The sequence below is a fragment of the Streptomyces sp. NPDC048288 genome, from assembly GCF_043201555.1.
In the GTDB taxonomy this organism is placed as follows: Bacteria; Actinomycetota; Actinomycetes; order Streptomycetales; family Streptomycetaceae; genus Streptomyces.
This window is the reverse complement of record NZ_JBICZD010000010.1, coordinates 357,406-376,085: the sequence shown is the minus strand read 5'-3', so window position 1 is coordinate 376,085 and position 18,680 is coordinate 357,406. Positions and strand designations below refer to the sequence as shown.

Sequence of the window (18,680 nt, the reverse complement as noted above, 5' to 3'; positions counted from 1 at the left end):
CGGAACGGTTCTCACCAGCCTTTCTCGAACATCCGGGCCACTTCCGCGATCCGCATCTCGTCGCGCCGGTAGTAGGTGCGGTGCCGGATGCGCTTGGTGCGCAGCAGCCCGAGCCGGGTCAGCAGGGCCAGATGGGTGCCGGCGACCCTGCGGGAGACGCCGAGCTTCGCGGCGACGGCCCGGACGGTGACGCCGTCCTCGGCGAGGTCGGTGTGGCGCTGGGGCGGGAAGTGGGCCGCCGGATCCTTGAGCCAGTCCAGAATGTCCAGGCGATGCGCGCTCGTGGGGTTCCTCAGCATCCGACCGGCCTCCGTCCCTGCCTCCTCGTAGTTCGTGTGCCCCACTGTCCCGCAGCCGAAGCCCCCACGTCAGGGACTCGGTGCGCGATGTCCGAGACCGAACGGCCGTACGAGATCGGCCGGTTGGGGACGTGACGCGTGACGCGCCCGGGGCACGGCGGAGGGGCCCGACCGTCCCCTTACGGCCGGGCCCCTCGTCAGTGGTGGTTCAGCGGTGGCTGAACCACGCCATGGAGGACAGCGCCTTGTCGTCGTAGCCGAACAGGGCCTGGTTCTCCCAGCCGTTGCCCGAGGTGGCGTCGGTCGGGTCCCAGCCGTTTCCGGTGACGGCGGTCCAGGTCGCCTCCCAGTAGAAGACGCCGAGACCCCGGCCGTTCGGGACGGCCTCGACGATGTTCGCGACGGCGTTCATCCAGGCCAGCTGGCCGGCCGCGGTGGCCGGGTAGCCGGTGACCAGTTCACTGCTGGTGTCGATCTGGTTCTCCAGCGAGTCGTCCTGGGCGAGGGTGAACGGGTAGGCGGTCTCGGCGACGAACACCGGCTTGGAGTAGCGCGAGGCCACGTCGTCCAGGGTGGTCTGGGCGGCGGCCAGCGAGCCGTGCCAGTAGCCGTAGTACGACAGCCCGATCACGTCGTAGTTGATGCCGTAGGTCTTGGCGTTGTCGAACCACCAGCGGACCGTGGCGTCGTCGCCCGCGTTGGCCAGGTGCAGGGCGACCTGGGTGGAGGAGGAGACCGCCTTGGCCGCGCTGTAGCCGGAGTTGATCAGGCCGGCGAGCTGTGACCAGTTGTCCGTGGAGCCCTCGGACCAGAGCATGCCGCCGTTGATCTCGTTGCCGATCTGGACCATGTCGGCGGTGGTGCCCTGGGACTTCAGGGCGTTGAGGACGTCGTACGTGTGGTTGTACACGTCGGTCTTCAGCTGGCTGTAGGAGTGGCCGGACCAGGCGGCGGGCTTGGTCTGCTTGCCCGGGTCGGCCCAGCTGTCCGAGTAGTGGAAGTCGACCAGCAGCTTCATGCCGGCCGCCTTGACGCGCTTGGCCATGGCCAGCACGTGCGCCTTGTCGTTGTAGCCGTCGGCCGGGTTGACCCAGACCTTGAGCCGCGCGTAGTTCATGCCGGCGTTCTTGAGGATGGTGACCGCGTCCCCGGTGGTGCCGGAACTGGTCTTGTAGACACCGCCCTTGGCCTCGCTCTTGGCGAGTGACGATATGTCGGCGCCCTTGACGGCGAGGCCCGTCGAGCCGGAGGCGAACGTCACGTCGTCGACGTTGATCCAGTTGCCCGCGTTGGCGTCGGAGTAAATGCTGATCGTGCACTGGTTGTTGGTGACCGCGATCGAGGTGACGATCCGCACCCAGCTGCTGGTGGAGACGGGCAGGTCGGTCCGCTGCTCCGAACTCCCGCAGTTCTTCAGGGATATGTAGGCGGAGTTCTGCCCGCCGCTGGAGCGGGTCCAGGCGGTGAGGGTGTAGTTCCCGTTGGTCAGCCCCGACAGGTACTGGTAGGTCTCCACCTTGTAGGCCGAGGCCGAGTAGTGGCTGAGGCGGTAACTGCCGCTGTGGCCACCGGACTCGGTGTACGAGGCGCCCGTGTCGCCGTACTCCGACCAGCCGGTGGGGCTGGCCACGCCCGCGCCGTCCGACTCGAAGCCGCCGTTGGTGAGGGTGGACGCCGCCTGGGCGGTCTGTGCGGGAAGGGCGGTGAGGGCGAGCCCGGCCAGGAGCGGCAGCAGCAGGGCTCTGATGGTGCGTCTGGGATGGAACATCATCGTCCGTCGTCCCTTCGACGTGACTGGGGAGGGGTGTCCTCCGGCGGGGCCGGAGGAGAGCCCCTCCGCCCGCGGCTCTCGTGGCACGCGCGGACGGAGGGGAGTCTCGGCGGGCCGGGGCCCGGTGCCGGTGCTCAGCCGTCGAGTCGTACGACCCGGACGGTCCCCGCGGGGACCGCGAGGCGGCCCGCGGCGCGTTCGCCCGTCAGCAGTTCGGTGCCGTGCGCCTCCAGGGGCACCTTGGCGTCGGTGGCGGTGTGGTTGATCGCGAACAGGAAGGTGCCGGACTCGCCGGTGCGGCGGACCACCTCGACATCGCGGGGCAGTTCGGCGCGGGGCGCGATCCGGGCGTCCTCGGCGGCCCAGCCGAGCAGCGCGTCCAGGCCGTGGGCGTCGAGGCGGGTCGACACGTACCAGGCGGTGCCCTCCCCCAGCTGGTGCCGGGTGACCGCCGGGTGTCCCGCGGTGAGGCCGTCGGCGTAGGTCCAGACGGTCTCGGCGCCGCGCGGGAGAACGAACTCGGTCCACACGTCGCCGGTCAGCTCGGAGCCGTCGGGGCCGGTCAGGCGCACCCGTCCGTCCTTCAGGAGCGGCGAGAACTCCTCCACGTCCAGGCCGAGGACGTCGCGCAGGGGGCCGGGGTAGGCGCCTTCGTGCACGGCGTCGTGCTCGTCGACGATGCCGGAGAAGTACGAGACGACGAGCGTGCCGCCGTTCTCGACGTACTCCCGGAGGTTGTTCCCGGCCGCCTCCGTCATCAGGTACAGGGCCGGTACGACGACAAGGGGATAGGCCGACAAGTCGCTTTCGGGATGGGCGAAGTCGACGGTGAGGTGGCGGTCGTAGAGGGCCTCGTAGAAGGCGTCGGCGCGCTCGCGCGGGTCGTGGTCCTCGCTGGGGCGCCACTGGAGGTTCTGCGCCCACCAGGACTGCCAGTCCCACAGGACGGCCACGTCGGCCCGGGTGCGGCTGCCCCGGATCTGGCTCAGCGAGTCGAGGGACGCGCCCAGTTCGACGACCTCGCGCCACACCCGGGTCTCGGTGCCGCCGTGCGGCAGCATCGCGGAGTGGAACTTCTCGGCGCCGCGCCGGGACTGGCGCCACTGGAAGAACATCGCGCCGTCGGAGCCGCGGGCCACGTGCGCGAGGGAGTTGCGGGCCATCTGGCCGGGCGCCTTGGCCGGATTGCGCGGCTGCCAGTTGACACCCGAGGTGGAGTGCTCCAGGAGCAGCCAGGGGGCGCCGCCGGCGACGGAGCGGGTCAGGTCGGCGGCCATCGCGAGGTTGACGTGGGTGCGGCGGCCGTCGGTGATCAGGTAGTGGTCGTTGGTGACCAGGTCGACCTCGCGGCCCCAGGCCCAGTAGTCCATGGAGTCGCACTGGCTGAGGGCGGTCATGAAGTTGGTGGTGACCGGGACGCCGGGCGAGAGGCGGTGCAGGATGTCCCGCTCGGCCACGAAGTTCTCGCGGACGGTGGCGTCGGCGAACCGCTTGTAGTCCAGGGCCTGGCCCGGGTTGCCCACCGTGGGGGTGGCGCGCGGCGGGTTGATCTGTGCCAGGTCCGTGTAGTGCTGGCCCCAGAAGGCCGTGCCCCAGGCCTCGTTGACCCCGTCGACCGTGCCGTACGTGTCCGCGAGCCAGCGGCGGAAGTGGGCGGCGCAGGAGTCGCAGTAGCAGGCCGAGACCGGGACGCCGTACTCGTTGTGGACGTGCCACAGGGCGAGCGCCGGGTGGTCGCCGTAGCGCTCGGCCAGCCTGGTGGTGATGTTCGCGGCGGCCGCGCGGTACTCGGCATTGGAGTGGCAGATGGCGCCGCGCGAGCCGAACTCGTAGCGCACGCCCTCCGCGGTCACCGGCAGCGCCTCGGGGTGGGCGCGGTAGAACCAGGCGGGCGGCGCGACGGTGGGGGTGCCCAGGTCGACGCGGATGCCGTTCTCGTGCAGCAGGTCGAGCACGCGGTCGAGCCAGTCGAAGTCGTACTCCCCCGGCGCCGGCTCCAGCAGGGCCCAGGAGAAGATCCCGACGCTCACCATGGTGACCCCGGCCTCGCGCATCAGCCGGACGTCCTCGTGCCAGACACTTTCCGGCCACTGCTCGGGGTTGTAGTCCCCGCCGAAGGCGAGCCTGGTGAGGCCCCTGGGGGTGGTGTCCGGCATGGATCTCTCCCGTTTAATCGATCATTTGGGAACGTGCACACACATCGATCGTGGCGTGAGCCCAACATAACCGCACAGCAACAACCATTGACAAGTGTCCGGGATGTTTCTCTACTGTGAACGCTCACAGAGCATGACACGGACTCGCGACGGGCGATGATCCGGGTCTGTGCTGTCTGGAAAGCTCACACATACGCACGGCAGGTTCCCGCGACGGGCGGGGACCCAGGCCAGGGGAGAGATCCATGCCGCACACGAAGCGCCGTCGCCTCGTGACAACCGTCGTCGCCGTCTCGCTCGGCGCCACCGCCCTCGCCGCCTGCGGCTCGTCCGACGACAGCAAGGCCGACTCCGGTCCGGTCTCGCTGACGTACTGGGCCTGGGCGCCCGGTATGGACAAGGTCGTGGACCTGTGGAACAAGGGCGAGGGCAAGAAGGACCAGATCACCGTCACGGTGAAGAAGCAGGCGTCCGGCGACACGCTGGTCACCAAGATCCTCACCGCGCACAAGGCGAAGAACGGCCCCGACCTGGTGCAGGCCGAGTACCAGGCACTGCCGACGCTGGTCAGCAACGACGCCGTGGCCGACATATCGAAGAACGTCGGTGACGCGAAGAGCAAGTTCGCCGACGGCGTCTGGCAGCAGGTCACACTGGGCACGGACGCGGTGTACGCGGTGCCGCAGGACATCGGCCCGATGATGTTCTACTACCGCGCGGACCTCTTCAAGAAGTACGGCCTGACGGTCCCCACCACCTGGGACGAGTTCGCCTCGACCGCCCGCGCGCTGAAGAAGAAGGCGCCGGACACCGACCTGACCACGTTCTCCGCCAACGACTCCGGTCTCTTCGCGGGCCTCGCCCAGCAGGCCGGCGCCAAGTGGTGGACCACCTCCGGCGACAAGTGGAACGTCGCCATCAACGACGCGGCCACCCAGAAGGTCGCCAAGTTCTGGGGCGGCCTGGTCAAGGAGGGCGCCATCGACAACCAGCCGATGTACACCCCGGCCTGGAACAAGGCGCTGAACACCGGCAAGCAGATCGCCTGGGTCTCCGCCGTGTGGGCGCCCGGCACCCTGACCACGGCGGCGCCGGACACCAAGGGCAAGTGGGCCATGGCCCCGCTCCCCCAGTGGTCCGCGTCCGAGGACGTCACCGGCAGCTGGGGCGGCTCCTCCACCGCCGTCACCACCGACTCCAAGCACCAGGAGGCCGCCGCCAAGTTCGCCGCCTGGCTGAACACCGACGGCGACGCGCTCAACGCCCTCGCCAAGGAGAGCGGCATCTACCCGGCGTCCAGCTCGGCCCAGCTCAGCGGCGCCTTCTCCAACCCGCCGGAGTACTTCTCGAACCAGGCCGACTTCTACACCGAGGCCGCCAAGATCGCGAAGACCACGGCGCCCTCCGCCTGGGGCCCGAACGTGAACGTCGCCTACACGTCCTTCAACGACGCCTTCGGCACCGCCGCGAAGAACAAGTCGGACTTCGTGACCGCCCTGAACACCATGCAGGACGCCACGGTCGCCGACATGAAGAAGCAGGGCTTCGAGGTCTCTCAGTGACCAGCCCCACCGGCCGGAAGTCGTACGGGGTCAAGGGGGCCCCGTACGCCTTCCTTCTCCCCGCGACCGTCCTCTTCGCCCTGTTCTTCGCGCTGCCCATCGGGTACGCGCTCTGGCTCAGCTTCCGCAAGGTGCACGTCTCCGGCCTCGGCCTGGGCGCCGGCGCCCGCAGCGAGGTCTGGGCCGGCCTGGAGAACTACCGCGACGCCCTCACCGACAACGAGTTCTACCAGGGTGCGCTGCGCGTCCTCGGCTACGGCTGCATCGTCGTCCCGGTGATGCTGGGCCTCGCCCTCCTGTTCGCCCTGATGCTCGACTCCGAGCGGGTCCGCCTCGCCCCGTTCACCCGGCTCGCGATCTTCCTGCCGTACGCCATCCCCGGCGTGGTGGCCGCGCTGCTGTGGGGCTTCCTGTACCTGCCGGACGTCAGCCCCTTCTACTACGTGCTGGGGAAGCTGCACCTGGCACAGCCGGACCTGCTGGACGGCGGGCCGCTGTACCTGGCCCTCTCCAACATCGCGGTCTGGGGCGGCACCGGCTTCAACATGATCGTCATCTACACCTCGCTGCGGTCCATCCCGGTCGAGGTGCACGAGGCGGCGAAGCTCGACGGCGCCACCCCGCTGCAGATCGCCCTGCGGATCAAGATCCCGATGGTGGCGCCCTCACTGGTGCTGACCTTCTTCTTCTCGATCATCGCCACGCTCCAGGTGTTCAACGAGCCGATGACCCTCAAGCCCCTCACCAACTCGGTCAGCACGACCTGGAGTCCGCTGATGAAGGTGTACGTCGACGCCTTCGCCAAGGGGGACATCTACTCGGCGTCGGCCGAGGCGACGCTGATCGCCCTCGCCACGCTGGCGTTGTCCTTCGGGTTCCTGCGGGCCGCGAACCGCCGCAACAGGCAGGACGCCAGTCAAGGAGCCGCGCAGTGAGTTCTGTCGCCGTCCACAAGGTCGCCCCGGCGGCCGGTACGACACCCGGTACGGCCAAGGGTCCGTCGCCGCGCCGCCGGGTCGCCCTGATCCCGACGATCACCCTGCTGCTGGGCGCGGTCTACACGCTGCTGCCGGTGGCCTGGGTGGTGATCGCGTCCACCAAGTCCGGCAGCGAGCTGTTCTCCACGTTCACCTTCCTGCCCGGCTCCGGCTTCACCCAGAACCTCAAGGACCTCAGCGCCTACCGGGACGGCATCTACTGGCAGTGGATGCTCAACTCCGGCCTGTACGCCGGCCTCGGTGCCCTGGTCTCGACGTGCGTGTCGGCGTTCAGCGGCTACGCCCTCGCCACCTACCGGTTCCGGGGCCGCGAGGCGATCTTCAACGTGCTGCTCGCGGGCGTCCTGATGCCCCCGGTCATCCTGGCCATCCCGCAGTACCTGCTGCTGGCCAAGGCGAACCTCACGGACTCCTACCTGTCCGTGCTGCTCCCCCAGATCCTCGCCCCGTACGGTGTCTACCTCTCGCGGATCTACGCGGCCGCGGCCGTTCCCACCGACGTGGTGGAGGCCGGGCGGATGGACGGGGCGAGCGAGTGGCGGATCTTCACCCGGATCGCGCTGCCGATGATGATCCCCGGCATGGTGACGGTGTTCCTGTTCCAGTTCGTGGCGATCTGGAACAACTTCCTGCTGCCGTACATCATGCTGAGCAACGACGAGCGGTTCCCGCTCACCCTCGGTCTGTACACGCTCCTGATGCAGGGCGCCAACACCCCGGCCCTGTACACCCTGGTGATCACCGGCGCCTTCCTGGCCGTGCTGCCGCTGATCGCGCTCTTCCTGGTCATTCAACGGTTCTGGAGCCTTGACCTGCTGTCCGGGGCCGTAAAGTCATGACCATGAGCAGCAATGCGGGGGGCCGGCGCAAACCGCCGACGATCCACGACGTGGCGCGCGAGGCAGGTGTCTCACGAGGGACCGTCTCGCGCGTGCTCAACGGCGGGCACTACGTCAGCCCCGCCGCGCAGGAGGCGGTCAACGACGCGATCCGCCGGACCGGGTACGTGGTGAACCGGCACGCCCGGTCGCTGATCACCGGGCGTTCGGACTCCATCGGCTTCCTGCTGACCGAGCCCCAGGAGCGGTTCTTCGAGGACCCCAACTTCAATGTGCTGCTCAGCGGTTGCACGCAGGCGCTGGCCGGGCACGACATCCCGCTGCTGCTGATGCTGGCGGGCACGAAGGACGAACGGCGGCGGATCACGCGGTACATCACCGCCGGGCACGTCGACGGGGTGCTGCTGGTCTCCAGCCACTCCGGCGACCGGGTCGCCGAGGAGCTGCGCGAGGCGGGCGTGCCGCTCGTGCAGTGCGGCAAGCCCATGGGGCCCGGCTCCAAGGTGAGTTACGTGGCGGCGGACGACCGGGACGGCGCCCGGGACATGGTCCGGCACCTGCTGGACACGGGCCGCCGCCGGATCGGCATGATCACCGGCCCGCTGGACACCCCGGGCGGTGTCGACCGCCTGGCCGGCTACCGCGAGGTGCTCACGGAGGCGGGCGTCGAGTTCGACGAGCGGCTGGTCGCCTCCGGCGACTACAGCCGGGCCAGCGGCGAGGCGGGCGCCGACCGGCTGCTGGCGGGCGCCCCCGACCTGGACGCCCTGTTCGTGGCCTCCGACCTGATGGCGCAGGGCGCCCTGACGGCGCTGCGCCGGGCGGGCCGCCGGGTGCCGGATGACATCGCTGTCGGCGGTTTCGACGACTCGGTCGCGGCGACGGAGGCCGTCCCGGCCCTCACCACGATCCGCCAGCCCTACGACCGCATCAGCGCCGAGATGGTGCGCTTGCTGCTCGCCCAGATCGGGGGCGAGGACCCGGCTGCGGTGATCCTGCCGACGGAACTGGTGGTACGCGACTCGGCGTGACGCTCCGCCGAGGGGGCCGTGATGGGTCGTTCGTCGGCTGCGAGGGCACGGGGCGCCTATCGTTCACCGGGTCTGACCAGGCCCGTCTCGTAGGCGAGGACCACTGCCTGGGCGCGGTCGCGCAGGTTGAGTTTGGCGAAGATGCGGGCCACGTGGGATTTGACCGTGGCTTCGCTCAAGGTCAGTTCGGCGGCCAGTTCCGTGTTGGAGAGGCCACGGCCCATCAGGGTGAGGACCTGCCGTTCGCGGGGTGTGAGGGCGGCCAGGTCGGCGGGTACGGGCGGGTCCTGGTGCTGCGCCGCGTACCGCTCGACCAGGCGCCGGGTGATCTGGGGGGCGAGCAGGGCGTCGCCGGTGCCGACGAGGCGGACGGCGGCGGCCAGGTGCTCGGGGGTGACGTCCTTGAGGAGGAAGCCGCTGGCACCCAGGGCGAGCGCCTCGTAGACGTACCGGTCCAGGTCGAACGTGGTCAGTATCAGCACCCGGCAGTGGGGGGCCTCGGCGAGGATCCGCCGGGTGGCCTCCAGGCCGTCCATGGCGGGCATGCGGATGTCCATGAGGACGACGTCGGGCTTGCGGTCCCGGGCCAGGGCGACCGCCTCCACGCCGTCGGCGGCCTCGCCCGCCACCTCGATGCCGCGGGCGGTGAGGATCAGCCGGAAGCCGGTGCGGATCAGTGTCTGGTCGTCGGCGATCAGGACGCGGGGCGACGCCTCGGGTGCCTGGCCCGTCATGGGCGGTCCAGGGGGATCCGGGCGCGGACGCGGTAGCCGCCGCCGAGTCTTCGCCTGGCGTCCAGGTCACCGCCGTAGACGGCGACCCGCTCGCGCAGACCGATCAGTCCGCGCCCGGTGCCCGCGCGGTACGGCCTCGGTGCGGGCACCGCGGTGCCGGTGAGGACGCTGGGGCCGGTGTTGAGGACTTCGACGCGCAGGGCTTGCTCGGCGTAGCGCACGGTGACCTCCGCCTTGCCGCCGTCACCGTGCCGGAGTGCGTTGGTGAGGGCCTCCTGGATGATGCGGTAGGCGGTCACGTCGATGCCCTGGGGCAGTGGGCGGGGCTCACCGGAGAGGCGGACCTCGACCGGCAGGCCGGCGAACGATATCCGGTCGACCAGGCGGCCGAGCCGGTCGAGACCGGGCTGTGGGGCCAGGTCCGGGCCGGGAACGGCTCCCGCCGCCACGGTGTCGTCTCCGTTCTGTGCAGGTGCCAGCAGTCCCAGCAGGTGTCTGAGATCGGTCATCGCGCCCCGGCCGGCGTCCTCGACGGCCCGCAGGGCGGTCGCGGCCTCGTCGGGCATGGTCCCGAGCACCTCGCGGGCGGCGCTCGCCTGGACCACCATGAGGCTGACGTTGTGGCTGACGATGTCGTGCAACTCGCGGGCGATCCGGTCCCGTTCGGCCGCGACAGCGGCCTCGGTGGCGCTCTCGCGCTCCCGTTCCAGCAGCCAGCCGCGCTCCCCCACGGCGGTCTGCCAGCGGCGCCGGGCGTGCGCCAGCGCCACCGTCAGCAGTGCCACGGTGGCGCAGGCCACCGCCAGCGCCGCCGCCAACACGTCGTGTCCCCCCATGGCCCCACTGTCGCAGACGGCACCGACATCCGCATCGACCTGTGGATTCAGCGGCCTGCATCCCCGGGATGAGTCCGGTTCCGAGGTGCCGTCCGGGGACTGATGTCCGGTGCCCGGCTCTGCCTCTAGCGTCCTGTCCATGGTCACTGAGGTGAGAACGGGAGATCCCGTCGTACGGCTCGACGGGGTGCGCAAGGAGTATGGCGAGACGGTCGCCCTGGACGGGGTGTCGCTGGAGATCCGGGCCGGGGAGGCGGTAGCGGTGATGGGGCCCTCGGGATGCGGGAAGTCCACGCTGCTCAACATGATCGCCGGTCTGGACCGGCCGTCCGACGGCACGGTCGTCGTCCACGGCGAGAACGTCGGCGATCTGAGCGAGAAGGGGCTCGCGCTGTACCGGCGGCGCCGGATCGGCATGATCTTCCAGTTCTTCAATCTCGTCGACGACCTGTCGGCGCTGGACAACGTGGCGCTGGCCGCCCAGTTGACGGGCTCACCGGCCCGGCAGGCCCGGCGGCGGGCGCTGGAGCTGTTCGAGGAACTGGGCATCGCGGCCCGGCGCAACGCCTATCCGGCGGTGCTCAGCGGCGGTGAGCGGCAACGGGTCGCCGTGGCCCGGGCGCTGATGAACCGGCCCGCGCTGCTGCTCGCGGACGAGCCGACGGGGGCGCTGGACAGCCGGGCCGGGGAGCATGTGATGGACCTGCTGATCGACCTCAACCAGATCGGGCAGACACTGGTCATCGTCACGCACGACGAACATCTGGCACAGCGCTGTGCGAGCCGGTCGGTGGAACTGACCGACGGACGGGTGACCGCCGAACACACCCTGGAGGCGCCGGCGTGAGGGCGGTGTGGAAGGCCGCGCGGGCGGCGGTGCGCCGCCGCAGGCTGCAGACGCTGGTGATCTGGCTGGTCACCCTGGTGTCGACGGGGTCGGTCGTGGTCGCGCTGGGACTGCTGGACGCGGCGTCGGCGCCGTTCGACCGGGTCTTCGGGGAGCAGCACGGGCCGCACGTGGTCGCCGAGTTCTCCTCGGGCAGGGTGACGGACGCCCAACTGACGGACACCGCACGGAAGTCCGGGGTCGAGGCGGTGGCCGGGCCGTTCCCGCAGGCGACGGTGGACGTTCCGCGCGGCATGTCGGGCCTGGGTCTCGACAGTGAGGTCACGGTCGTGGGCCGGACCGGACCGGGCGGCGCGGTGGACCGGGTGGACCTGTGGGCGGGGCGGTGGCCGGCCCGGCCGGGCGAGATGGTCCTGAACCGGCACTCCGGCTGGAACCGCGGCGACATCGGCAAGAGATTCCGGCTGTCGTCCGGGCCGACCCTCACCATCGTCGGACTCGCCTTCGATCTGAGCGACACGGCGGACGTGTGGGTGGCCCCGGACCAGATCGAGGCCCTGCACCCGGACGCCGCGCAGATGCTGTACCGGTTCCGGGACGCGTCCTCGCAGGACGCGCTGCGCGCCGGGCTGGCCCGGGTGACCGAGGGGCTGCCCGAGGGCTCGCTGAGCGGATCGCAGAACTATCTGACGCTCAGGGACCGGATCGGCGGCAACGCGCGCGCGTTCGCCCCGTACCTGATGGCGTTCGGCGTGCTCGGCATCCTGGTGGCGGTGCTGATCGTCGCCAACGTCGTGGGCGGTGCGGTGGTGTCGGGGTTCCGGCACATCGGCATCCTCAAGGCGCTCGGGTTCACTCCGGGGCAGGTGCTGGGCGTCTATCTGGTGATGGTCTCCGTACCGGCCGTGCTGGGCTGTGCGCTCGGCACGCTCGTCGGCAACCTGCTGGCCGGGCCGTTCTTCCGGTTCGTGTTCGCGGGGCCGGACTCGGACGCGCTGCTCGGACGCCTGGGCATCGCGCCCTGGGTGAACGCGCTGGCCCTGTCCGGCATGCCGCTGCTCTGCGTGCTCGCGGCGCTCGGCCCGTCCGTGCGCGCCCGGCGGATGTCCGCGGCGCGGGCGATCAGCGCGGGCAGCGCACCGCGCGCCGGGCGGGCGCTCGGTGTCCAACGCCGGCTCGCGGGGCTGCGGTTGCCGCGGCCGGTGAGCCTCGGGGCGGGGCTGCCGTTCGCCCGGCCCGCACGCAGCGCGCTCACGCTGGCCGCGGTGGTCCTCGGGGTGACCACGGTGACGTTCGCGTCGGGTCTGGCCACGACGATGACGCTTTTCGGGGACGGGGGCAAGGACGCCTACGACGTCACGGTGTACGCGAACGGCCAGGTCCACGGCGGACAGGTGCGGCCGTCCGGCGGCGACCGTGAACTCCGGAAGCAGCTGGGCTCGTTGCCGGGAGTGGCGCGGGTGACGGCCCGGGGGGACGAGGACGCGCGGATCGAGGGTTCCACCCGGCGGATCGTCCTGGAGGGCAGACGGGGGCCGGACCTGCCCCTGGACGACGTGCTCGTCCGCGGCCACTGGATGCGCCACCGGGGCGAGGTCGTGGTCGGCTCGGCCTTCCTGCGCCGCAACGGGGTGCGCGTCGGCGACCACCTCCGGCTGCGCAGGAGCGGCCACGAGGAGACGGTCACCGTGGTCGGAGAGCTGATGCAGTCGAACGACCGGGTGGTCGTCGGCACCTGGCCGACCTTCACCGCGCTGGTCCCTGGCGGAGAGGCGCTGGCCTATCACGTGAAACTGCGCGCGGGCGCCGACCCGGCCGCGTACGCGCGGGCCGCCCGGTCCGTGGACAAGGGGCTCAGTACCCAGCTGAACGGCCCGAGCAGCGGCGCCGAGACCGTCATCGGCTCGACGACCGCCCTCACCCTGATGCTGGCCCTGGTCGCCTCGCTCGGCGTGTTCAACACGGTCGTGCTCAACACCCACGACCGACGCCGCGACCTCGGCATGCTCAAGTCGATCGGCATGACCCCGGGCCAGGTGACGGTGATGACGGTGACGTCGATGGCGGTGATCGGCGCGGCCGGGTCGGTCCTGGGCGTCCCGCTGGGCATCGCCGCGTACGAAGTGGTCGTCCCCCGCATGGCCGCGGGGATCGACGTCAGCCTGCCGTCGTACATGACGGACGTCTGGCACGTGCCGAGGCTGGCCGGGCTCGCCACGGCGGGGCTGGTGATCGCCGTGGTGGGGGCCTTGGTGCCGGCCCGGCGTGCGGCCCGGCTGACCGTGGCGGAGGTGCTGCGCAACGAGTGAGACGCGGGGCGCGGGAGGGGAGCCCGCAAGCGGTCAGGATCGAAGAAGCCGCGGTGGGCCTCCCCCGCCTAGCGTGAGACCACCGGCGGGAAACCCGTCGGACCACGCATCGCAGAAGTCGTAAGAAGTCGCAGAAGGAGAACGTGCCATGAGCGCAGGCATCCAGACGATCATCTACCCCGTGAAGGACGCGGAGCGGGCCAAGGCCGTGTTCGGTGCGCTGCTGGGGGTCGAGCCGTATGCCGACACCCCTTACTACATCGGGTACAAGGCCGCCGGGCAGGATGTCGGGCTGGACCCGAACGGGCACGCGCAGGGGCTGACGGGGCCGACGCCGTTCTGGCATGTGACGGATCTGCGGGAGCGGCTCGCGGCGCTGGTGGCGGCCGGGGCGGAGCTGGTGCAGGACGCGCGGGACGTCGGCAACGGGCGGCTGGTCGCGTCGGTGAAGGACGCCGACGGCAACATGGTGGGGCTGCTCCAGGACCCGGTGGCCTGAGCGTCGTACCGCCGTCGCAGGACTGCTTGCACCCGCACTAGTTGCACACTCAACGATTGGCTGGATCGGTGCTACGGTGCGGGTATGGCAGTCAAGACGGCCGAGGCCCGGCTCGAGGACCAGTGGCGGGACATCCTGTCGGTGCACGCGCGCACGATGTGCGAGATCGACCGGGTGCTGCATCCCTACGGGCTGGGTGCGAGCGATTTCGAGGTCCTCGATCTGCTGGCCACCGAGTCGCCCGCCGAGGGGGACCACTGCCGGGTGCAGAACCTGGTGGGACGGGTCCATCTGAGCCAGAGCGCGCTGTCCCGCCTGATCGGGCGGCTGGAGAAGGACGGCCTGGTGGAGCGGTCGGTCTGTGTCGAGGACCGGCGGGGCGTGTGGGTGGCGCTGACGGCGAAGGGGCGCGGCCTGCACGCCGAGGTACGGCCGCTGCAGCGGGCCGCGCTGGAGCGGATGCTGGCGGGTCCGGTCGGCTGACGGCCGGCTGACGGCCGGCTGACGGCCGGCTGACGGCCGGCTACAGCAGGAACTCGATGCCGTCCGGGGGGACCTCGACGCCTTCCCGCGCCACCTGGGCGCGGGCCCGGGAGGCCGGGGCGACCAGCGGGTTCGTGTTGTTGAGGTGGGTGTAGATCCGGCGGGTGCGGGGATGCCGGGCCAGCGCTGCCAGGCTGCCGTGCGGGCCGGAGACCGGGAGATGGCCCATGGCCGCCTGGCCGGGACCCGAGCGGACCGCCGTGCCCATCTCGTCGGCGCTGAAGAAGGTGCCGTCCAGCAGGACGCAGTCGGCCTCCGCGCACAGCTCGTCCAGGGCGTCGCTCCAGGCGCCGACGCAGGGGGCGTACAGCAGGACTCCCCCGGTGGCCAGGTCCTCGATGCGGTAGGCGGTGACCCAGCGGCCGTCGGCCTCGGCGAGCGCGGCCGGGACGTACTTGGGGGCCTTGGCGCCGACCGGGTGGGCGGTGACGACCAGGCCGCCGGCCAGCACGAAGCCGCCGTCCGCCATGCTGTCGGCCCACTGCCAGGGGGCGTAGCGGTCGAGGGCGGCGCGGACCGGGGCCAGGACCGTCAGGACCGGCGGTGCCGCGTAGACCTTGAGGTCCGGCGCCCCGCGCAGCACGGTCAGGCCGGTGACGTGGTCGGCCTCGGCGTCGGTGAGCAGCACTCCGCGCAGCGGGGTGTCCCGGGCGCCCGGTCCCGGCCACAGGGCGGCGGTGGCGGTGAGCTGGGCGTGGATGTCCGGGGAGGCGTTCAGCAGCCACCAGTCCCGGCCGTTGCCGGTCAGGGCGACGCACTCCTGGCTGCGGGAGGGCAGCTTGCCGTCCCGGGCGGCGGCGCACAGCCCGCAGGCGCAGTTCCACTGCGGAAAACCGCCGCCGGCGGCGGTGCCCAGCAGGACGACCCTCACGACGATCCGCCCCTCTCGCTCTCCCCGGCCCCTGCTGGGATCTTCCCTCAGGACGGCCCTCGCTACCCGCGGGTGGGGGGAACTTCCGGCCGTCCTTCGGGAGGCTGCCGGTCCACCGGGCGCCGTGGCGGGATCGGCTCCGACACGAAGTCGCGCGGTCCGGTCCACAGCGCCGGTACGGCGTCGCAGCGGCGGCACAGGTCGTAGGCGACGGCCTCGTAGTTGACCCGCCAGCCGTGGAAGTGCGGCCAGGCGTCCGCGGTGGCGCGCTCGGCGTGGAAGCCGGTCTTCTCCAGCATGGCCACGGCCGCCTCGAACTCCTCGTAGGTCAGCTGGATGGGGGTGTCCGGGGCCGGGTCGGTGTCGTAGGCCGCCCGGACGGAGGCGGCGATGTCGCGCAGTGCGGTGAAGCCGGCGCGCAGCACCAGCCGGGCCTCCGGCGGGGCGGTGCGCGGGGCGAGCGCCAGCTGGATGGCGGCCGCGTCCATGACGGCGATCAGGCCGACCAGCCAGCTGCGGTAGGGGCGGGGCGAGCGGAACGCCAGCAGCACCGGGTAGGTGGCATGGCTCTCCCCCATGTCCGCGGCCAGCCGCTCCCAGGACCGGTACAGCTCGGGCAGCGCGGTCTCGGTGTCGACCAGCCACTGCCGGGCGAGGATCTCCGGGCCCCAGGCGGGCTCGCCGGCCCGGGACTGCAGGAGGGTGACCTCCAGTTCGCGGCGGTTGTACGCGGCGTACAGGGTCGGCAGGTAGGCGATCTGCAGGGCGATGACGACGGGGCCGGTGGCGGCGGCCACGAAGTCCAGCGCGGACAGCCGCAGCCGGGCGCCGCTGGCGAAGCCCAGGGTGAACAGGCTGGAGCCGGCCTCCCGGAACGCGGTGCTCCAGGACAGCGGGGAGAACGCGTACAGCAGCATCTCGAAGCCGAGGAACGCCCCGCCCAGCCAGGCGGCGAGCATGCCGATCAGCATCAGCGGGGCGAGCCAGGTCTGGGCCCGGTCGATGGCGTGGTAGCCGCCCCGGTGCGCGACCAGGCAGAGCATCCGGCGCAGCGTCGACCAGAGCCGGTACACCAGCACGGAGTACAGGCCCCTGGGGACCACGAGGGTGCGCAGGATGCTGCGCAGGACCGTGATCAGTACCAGTCCTCCGGCCACCCCGGAGATCCATTCCATGGCGCCATTCTGGCCCGCACGGCGGCCTTGCGGTGACCGGAGACCGCGGGTCAGCCCGCCGGCCGGGCGAGCAGGGTGCGCACTCCCTCCGAGGTGAGCGTCAGGGCGTGCGCCGAGCTGCCGTCGATGGCGAGGGAGAGGTTCTCCTCGGGCCACTGCGAGGCGAGCGCGCCGAGCGGGACGATCCGGTACCGGGAGACCGTCGGCAGCAGGCCGGTCAGCTCCCCCTCCGAGGTGAACACGGGGACGACGGGGTCGCCGTCGGACCGTTCCAGGACGGGCAGCGCGATCATCGCGGGGTCGGCGGCCTCCCCGGCGTCGTCCGGCACCGGGACCAGGACGTCGCTGTGCGCGAGCGTGTCCAGGGCGGTGCGGTCCTCGGCGTTCACGGCCAGCGTGTCGAGCGCCCGCTGGGCCGGCGTCGGAATGTCGTCGTGTGCGGGTGTCTCCATGGCAGATCCCCAGGTAGGTGGTGGTACGGGCCGCGGGGTCCGGCAGGGCGCCGGGCGGCCACGGCACGCGTACCCGGTCCGGGCCGGGGCATGCGCCGGGACCACCAGGGCCTTCGGGGGCTTACGGGGGCGGTCGCGGCGGTGCCCCGGCCGGAAACCGCCCGACCGGGTGGCCGAGGCGGAACGGGGGGTGGTGCGGAGGCAGTTCCCGCTGGCACGTGCCTCGCGCTCCGTCCCCGGGCGGCACTCCCCGCGCGTGTCCCGGGGTAGGGGTAGCCGCGGAAGGTGACGGTCCGCATGCGTTCCGTCACCCGTGCGACAGGAGAGAAGGAAAGTCATGTCGGTCGAGACCGGTACGGCACCCGCGGCGGACGCCGAGGAGCGGGAGCAGCAGAGCCTCGGTACCGCCGCGGCGCGGAACCTCACGACGACGACCAAGTCCGAACCCCAGATGCAGGAGATCAGCTCCCGGTGGCTGACCCGCACCCTGCCCTGGGTGGACGTGCCCGGCGGCACGTACCGGGTCAACCGCCGGCTGTCGTACCTGGTCGGCGACGGCCGGGTGACGTTCGTACGGACCGGGTCGCAGGTCGGTGTGGTCCCCGCCGAGCTGGGCGAACTGCCGTTGCTGCGGGGGTTCGAGGACGGCACCGCGCTGCAGGCGCTGGCGGCCCGGTTCGAGCAGCGGGAGTACACGCCGGGGCAGGTGATCGTGTCGGCCGGGCGGCCCGCCGACCATGTGTATCTGATCGCGCACGGCAAGGTGGAGCAGATCGGCGAGGGCCCGTACGGCGACGAGGCGGTCGTCGGACTCCTCGCGGACGGCGACGCCTTCGGCGGCCATGTGCTCGCCGGCCCCGACGGCGCCTGGGACTTCACGGCCCGCGCGGCGACGGCCACGACCGTGCTGGCGCTGCCGCACACCGCGTACCTGGAGGTGGCGGGGCTCCACGCCGATCTGCGGGCGCATGTGGAACTGGCGGGTCTGGACGGGCACCGGGGCACCAACGCCTTCGGCGAGGCGGAGGTCGCGCTGAGCGCGGGCCATGTCGGCGAACCGGACATCCCGCACACCTTCGTGGACTACGAGCTCGATCCGCGCGAGTACGAACTGAGCGTGGCCCAGACCGTGTTGCGGGTGCACTCCCGGGTGGCCGACCTCTACAACCAGCCGATGAACCAGACCGAGCAGCAACTCCGGCTCACCGTACAGGTGTTGCGGGAGCGCCAGGAGCACGAGCTGGTCAACAACCGGGACTTCGGGCTGCTCCACAACGCCGACTACGACCAGCGGATCTCCACCCACTCGGGTCCGCCGACCCCGGACGACCTGGACGAGCTGCTCGGCATGCGCCGCGACACGACCCATCTGTTCGCGCATCCGCGGGCGATCGCCGCGTTCGGCCGGGAGTGCAACAAGCGCGGCCTGTACTTCGGCAGTGTGGACTTCAACGGGCACCATCTGCCGGCCTGGCGCGGTGTCCCGCTGCTGCCCTGCGGCAAGATCCCGGTCTCGCAGGCCCGCACCTCCTCCATCATCGCGATGCGTGTCGGCGAGGAGAACCAGGGCGTGGTCGGCCTCTTCCAGACGGGTCTGCCGGACGAGGTGGAGCCGGGCCTGAACGTCCGTTTCATGGGCATCAACGAGCAGGCGGTCATCTCCTACCTGGTCAGCACCTACTACTCGGCCGCCGTCCTGGTCCCGGACGCCCTCGGCGTGCTGGAGAACGTGGAGGTGTCGCGCCGGGACTGAGGCCG

The 18,680-nt window shown here is 71.4% G+C and carries 17 protein-coding genes; 9 read left to right on the top strand and 8 right to left on the bottom strand.

The features are described 5' to 3' along the window. Window positions 1-11: 11 nt before the first annotated feature. From ACGFZS_RS33905 to ACGFZS_RS33895, 3 genes are all read right to left on the bottom strand, one after another. A complete protein-coding gene (locus tag ACGFZS_RS33905; RefSeq protein ID WP_393798299.1) occupies window positions 12-299 on the bottom strand; it encodes an ArsR family transcriptional regulator in 288 nt (95 codons plus the stop codon). Window positions 300-507: 208 nt separating this feature from the next. Continuing rightward, on the bottom strand, window positions 508-2,067 hold the full coding sequence (locus ACGFZS_RS33900; RefSeq protein ID WP_393798298.1) for an arabinogalactan endo-beta-1,4-galactanase: 1,560 nt from the start codon (window positions 2,065-2,067) through the stop codon (window positions 508-510). Between the two features lie 137 nt (window positions 2,068-2,204). Next, window positions 2,205-4,226 carry a beta-galactosidase gene (locus ACGFZS_RS33895; RefSeq protein WP_393798297.1) on the bottom strand — a complete coding sequence of 674 codons (2,022 nt, stop codon included), beginning with the start codon at window positions 4,224-4,226 and terminating at the stop codon, window positions 2,205-2,207. Window positions 4,227-4,471: 245 nt separating this feature from the next. Here ACGFZS_RS33895 and ACGFZS_RS33890 point away from each other — a divergent pair, with 245 nt between their 5' ends. The 4 genes from ACGFZS_RS33890 to ACGFZS_RS33875 are packed head-to-tail and all read left to right on the top strand — an operon-like array spanning window position 4,472 to window position 8,656. After that, a complete protein-coding gene (locus ACGFZS_RS33890) occupies window positions 4,472-5,788 on the top strand; it encodes an ABC transporter substrate-binding protein (RefSeq protein ID WP_393798296.1) in 1,317 nt (438 codons plus the stop codon). After that, window positions 5,785-6,723: a carbohydrate ABC transporter permease gene (locus ACGFZS_RS33885; RefSeq protein ID WP_393798295.1), complete on the top strand. Its 939-nt coding sequence runs from the start codon at window positions 5,785-5,787 to the stop codon at window positions 6,721-6,723. The genes ACGFZS_RS33890 and ACGFZS_RS33885 overlap by 4 nt, the downstream gene beginning before the upstream one ends. Then, window positions 6,720-7,625 carry a carbohydrate ABC transporter permease gene (locus tag ACGFZS_RS33880; RefSeq protein ID WP_393798294.1) on the top strand — a complete coding sequence of 302 codons (906 nt, stop codon included), beginning with the start codon at window positions 6,720-6,722 and terminating at the stop codon, window positions 7,623-7,625. The genes ACGFZS_RS33885 and ACGFZS_RS33880 overlap by 4 nt, the downstream gene beginning before the upstream one ends. Continuing rightward, window positions 7,622-8,656: a LacI family DNA-binding transcriptional regulator gene (locus tag ACGFZS_RS33875; protein ID WP_393798293.1), complete on the top strand. Its 1,035-nt coding sequence runs from the start codon at window positions 7,622-7,624 to the stop codon at window positions 8,654-8,656. Before ACGFZS_RS33880 ends, ACGFZS_RS33875 begins: the two co-directional genes overlap by 4 nt. Before the next feature lie 56 nt (window positions 8,657-8,712). Here the strand turns inward: ACGFZS_RS33875 and ACGFZS_RS33870 are convergent, their stop codons facing one another. Further along, complete coding sequence (locus ACGFZS_RS33870) at window positions 8,713-9,390, bottom strand: response regulator (protein WP_393798292.1); 678 nt, start codon at window positions 9,388-9,390, stop codon at window positions 8,713-8,715. After that, entirely contained in the window at window positions 9,387-10,226 is an 840-nt protein-coding gene (locus ACGFZS_RS33865) for a sensor histidine kinase (RefSeq protein WP_393798291.1), read from the bottom strand. Before ACGFZS_RS33865 ends, ACGFZS_RS33870 begins: the two co-directional genes overlap by 4 nt. A gap of 139 nt (window positions 10,227-10,365) precedes the next feature. On the opposite strand from ACGFZS_RS33865, the gene ACGFZS_RS33860 reads away from it, so the two are divergent. The 4 genes from ACGFZS_RS33860 (at window position 10,366) to ACGFZS_RS33845 (ending at window position 14,364) form a co-directional block, all read left to right on the top strand. After that, complete coding sequence (locus ACGFZS_RS33860) at window positions 10,366-11,073, top strand: ABC transporter ATP-binding protein (RefSeq protein WP_393798290.1); 708 nt, start codon at window positions 10,366-10,368, stop codon at window positions 11,071-11,073. After that, entirely contained in the window at window positions 11,070-13,382 is a 2,313-nt protein-coding gene (locus ACGFZS_RS33855) for an FtsX-like permease family protein (RefSeq protein WP_393798289.1), read from the top strand. Before ACGFZS_RS33860 ends, ACGFZS_RS33855 begins: the two co-directional genes overlap by 4 nt. A 148-nt stretch (window positions 13,383-13,530) precedes the next feature. Continuing rightward, on the top strand, window positions 13,531-13,881 hold the full coding sequence (locus tag ACGFZS_RS33850) for a VOC family protein (protein ID WP_393798288.1): 351 nt from the start codon (window positions 13,531-13,533) through the stop codon (window positions 13,879-13,881). Window positions 13,882-13,965: 84 nt separating this feature from the next. Beyond that, on the top strand, window positions 13,966-14,364 hold the full coding sequence (locus ACGFZS_RS33845) for a MarR family winged helix-turn-helix transcriptional regulator (protein WP_393798287.1): 399 nt from the start codon (window positions 13,966-13,968) through the stop codon (window positions 14,362-14,364). A 40-nt stretch (window positions 14,365-14,404) separates the two neighbouring features. Here the strand turns inward: ACGFZS_RS33845 and pqqB are convergent, their stop codons facing one another. From pqqB to ACGFZS_RS33830, 3 genes are all read right to left on the bottom strand, one after another. Further along, window positions 14,405-15,295 carry a pyrroloquinoline quinone biosynthesis protein PqqB gene (gene pqqB / locus ACGFZS_RS33840; RefSeq protein ID WP_393798286.1) on the bottom strand — a complete coding sequence of 297 codons (891 nt, stop codon included), beginning with the start codon at window positions 15,293-15,295 and terminating at the stop codon, window positions 14,405-14,407. A 62-nt stretch (window positions 15,296-15,357) separates the two neighbouring features. Continuing rightward, a complete protein-coding gene (locus ACGFZS_RS33835; protein WP_393798285.1) occupies window positions 15,358-16,470 on the bottom strand; it encodes a hypothetical protein in 1,113 nt (370 codons plus the stop codon). Between the two features lie 50 nt (window positions 16,471-16,520). Beyond that, entirely contained in the window at window positions 16,521-16,922 is a 402-nt protein-coding gene (locus ACGFZS_RS33830; protein WP_355711567.1) for an SseB family protein, read from the bottom strand. Between the two features lie 337 nt (window positions 16,923-17,259). Between ACGFZS_RS33830 and ACGFZS_RS33825 the strand changes: the two genes are divergently transcribed. Next, a complete protein-coding gene (locus ACGFZS_RS33825; RefSeq protein WP_393798284.1) occupies window positions 17,260-18,675 on the top strand; it encodes a family 2B encapsulin nanocompartment shell protein in 1,416 nt (471 codons plus the stop codon). Window positions 18,676-18,680 lie beyond the last annotated feature (5 nt).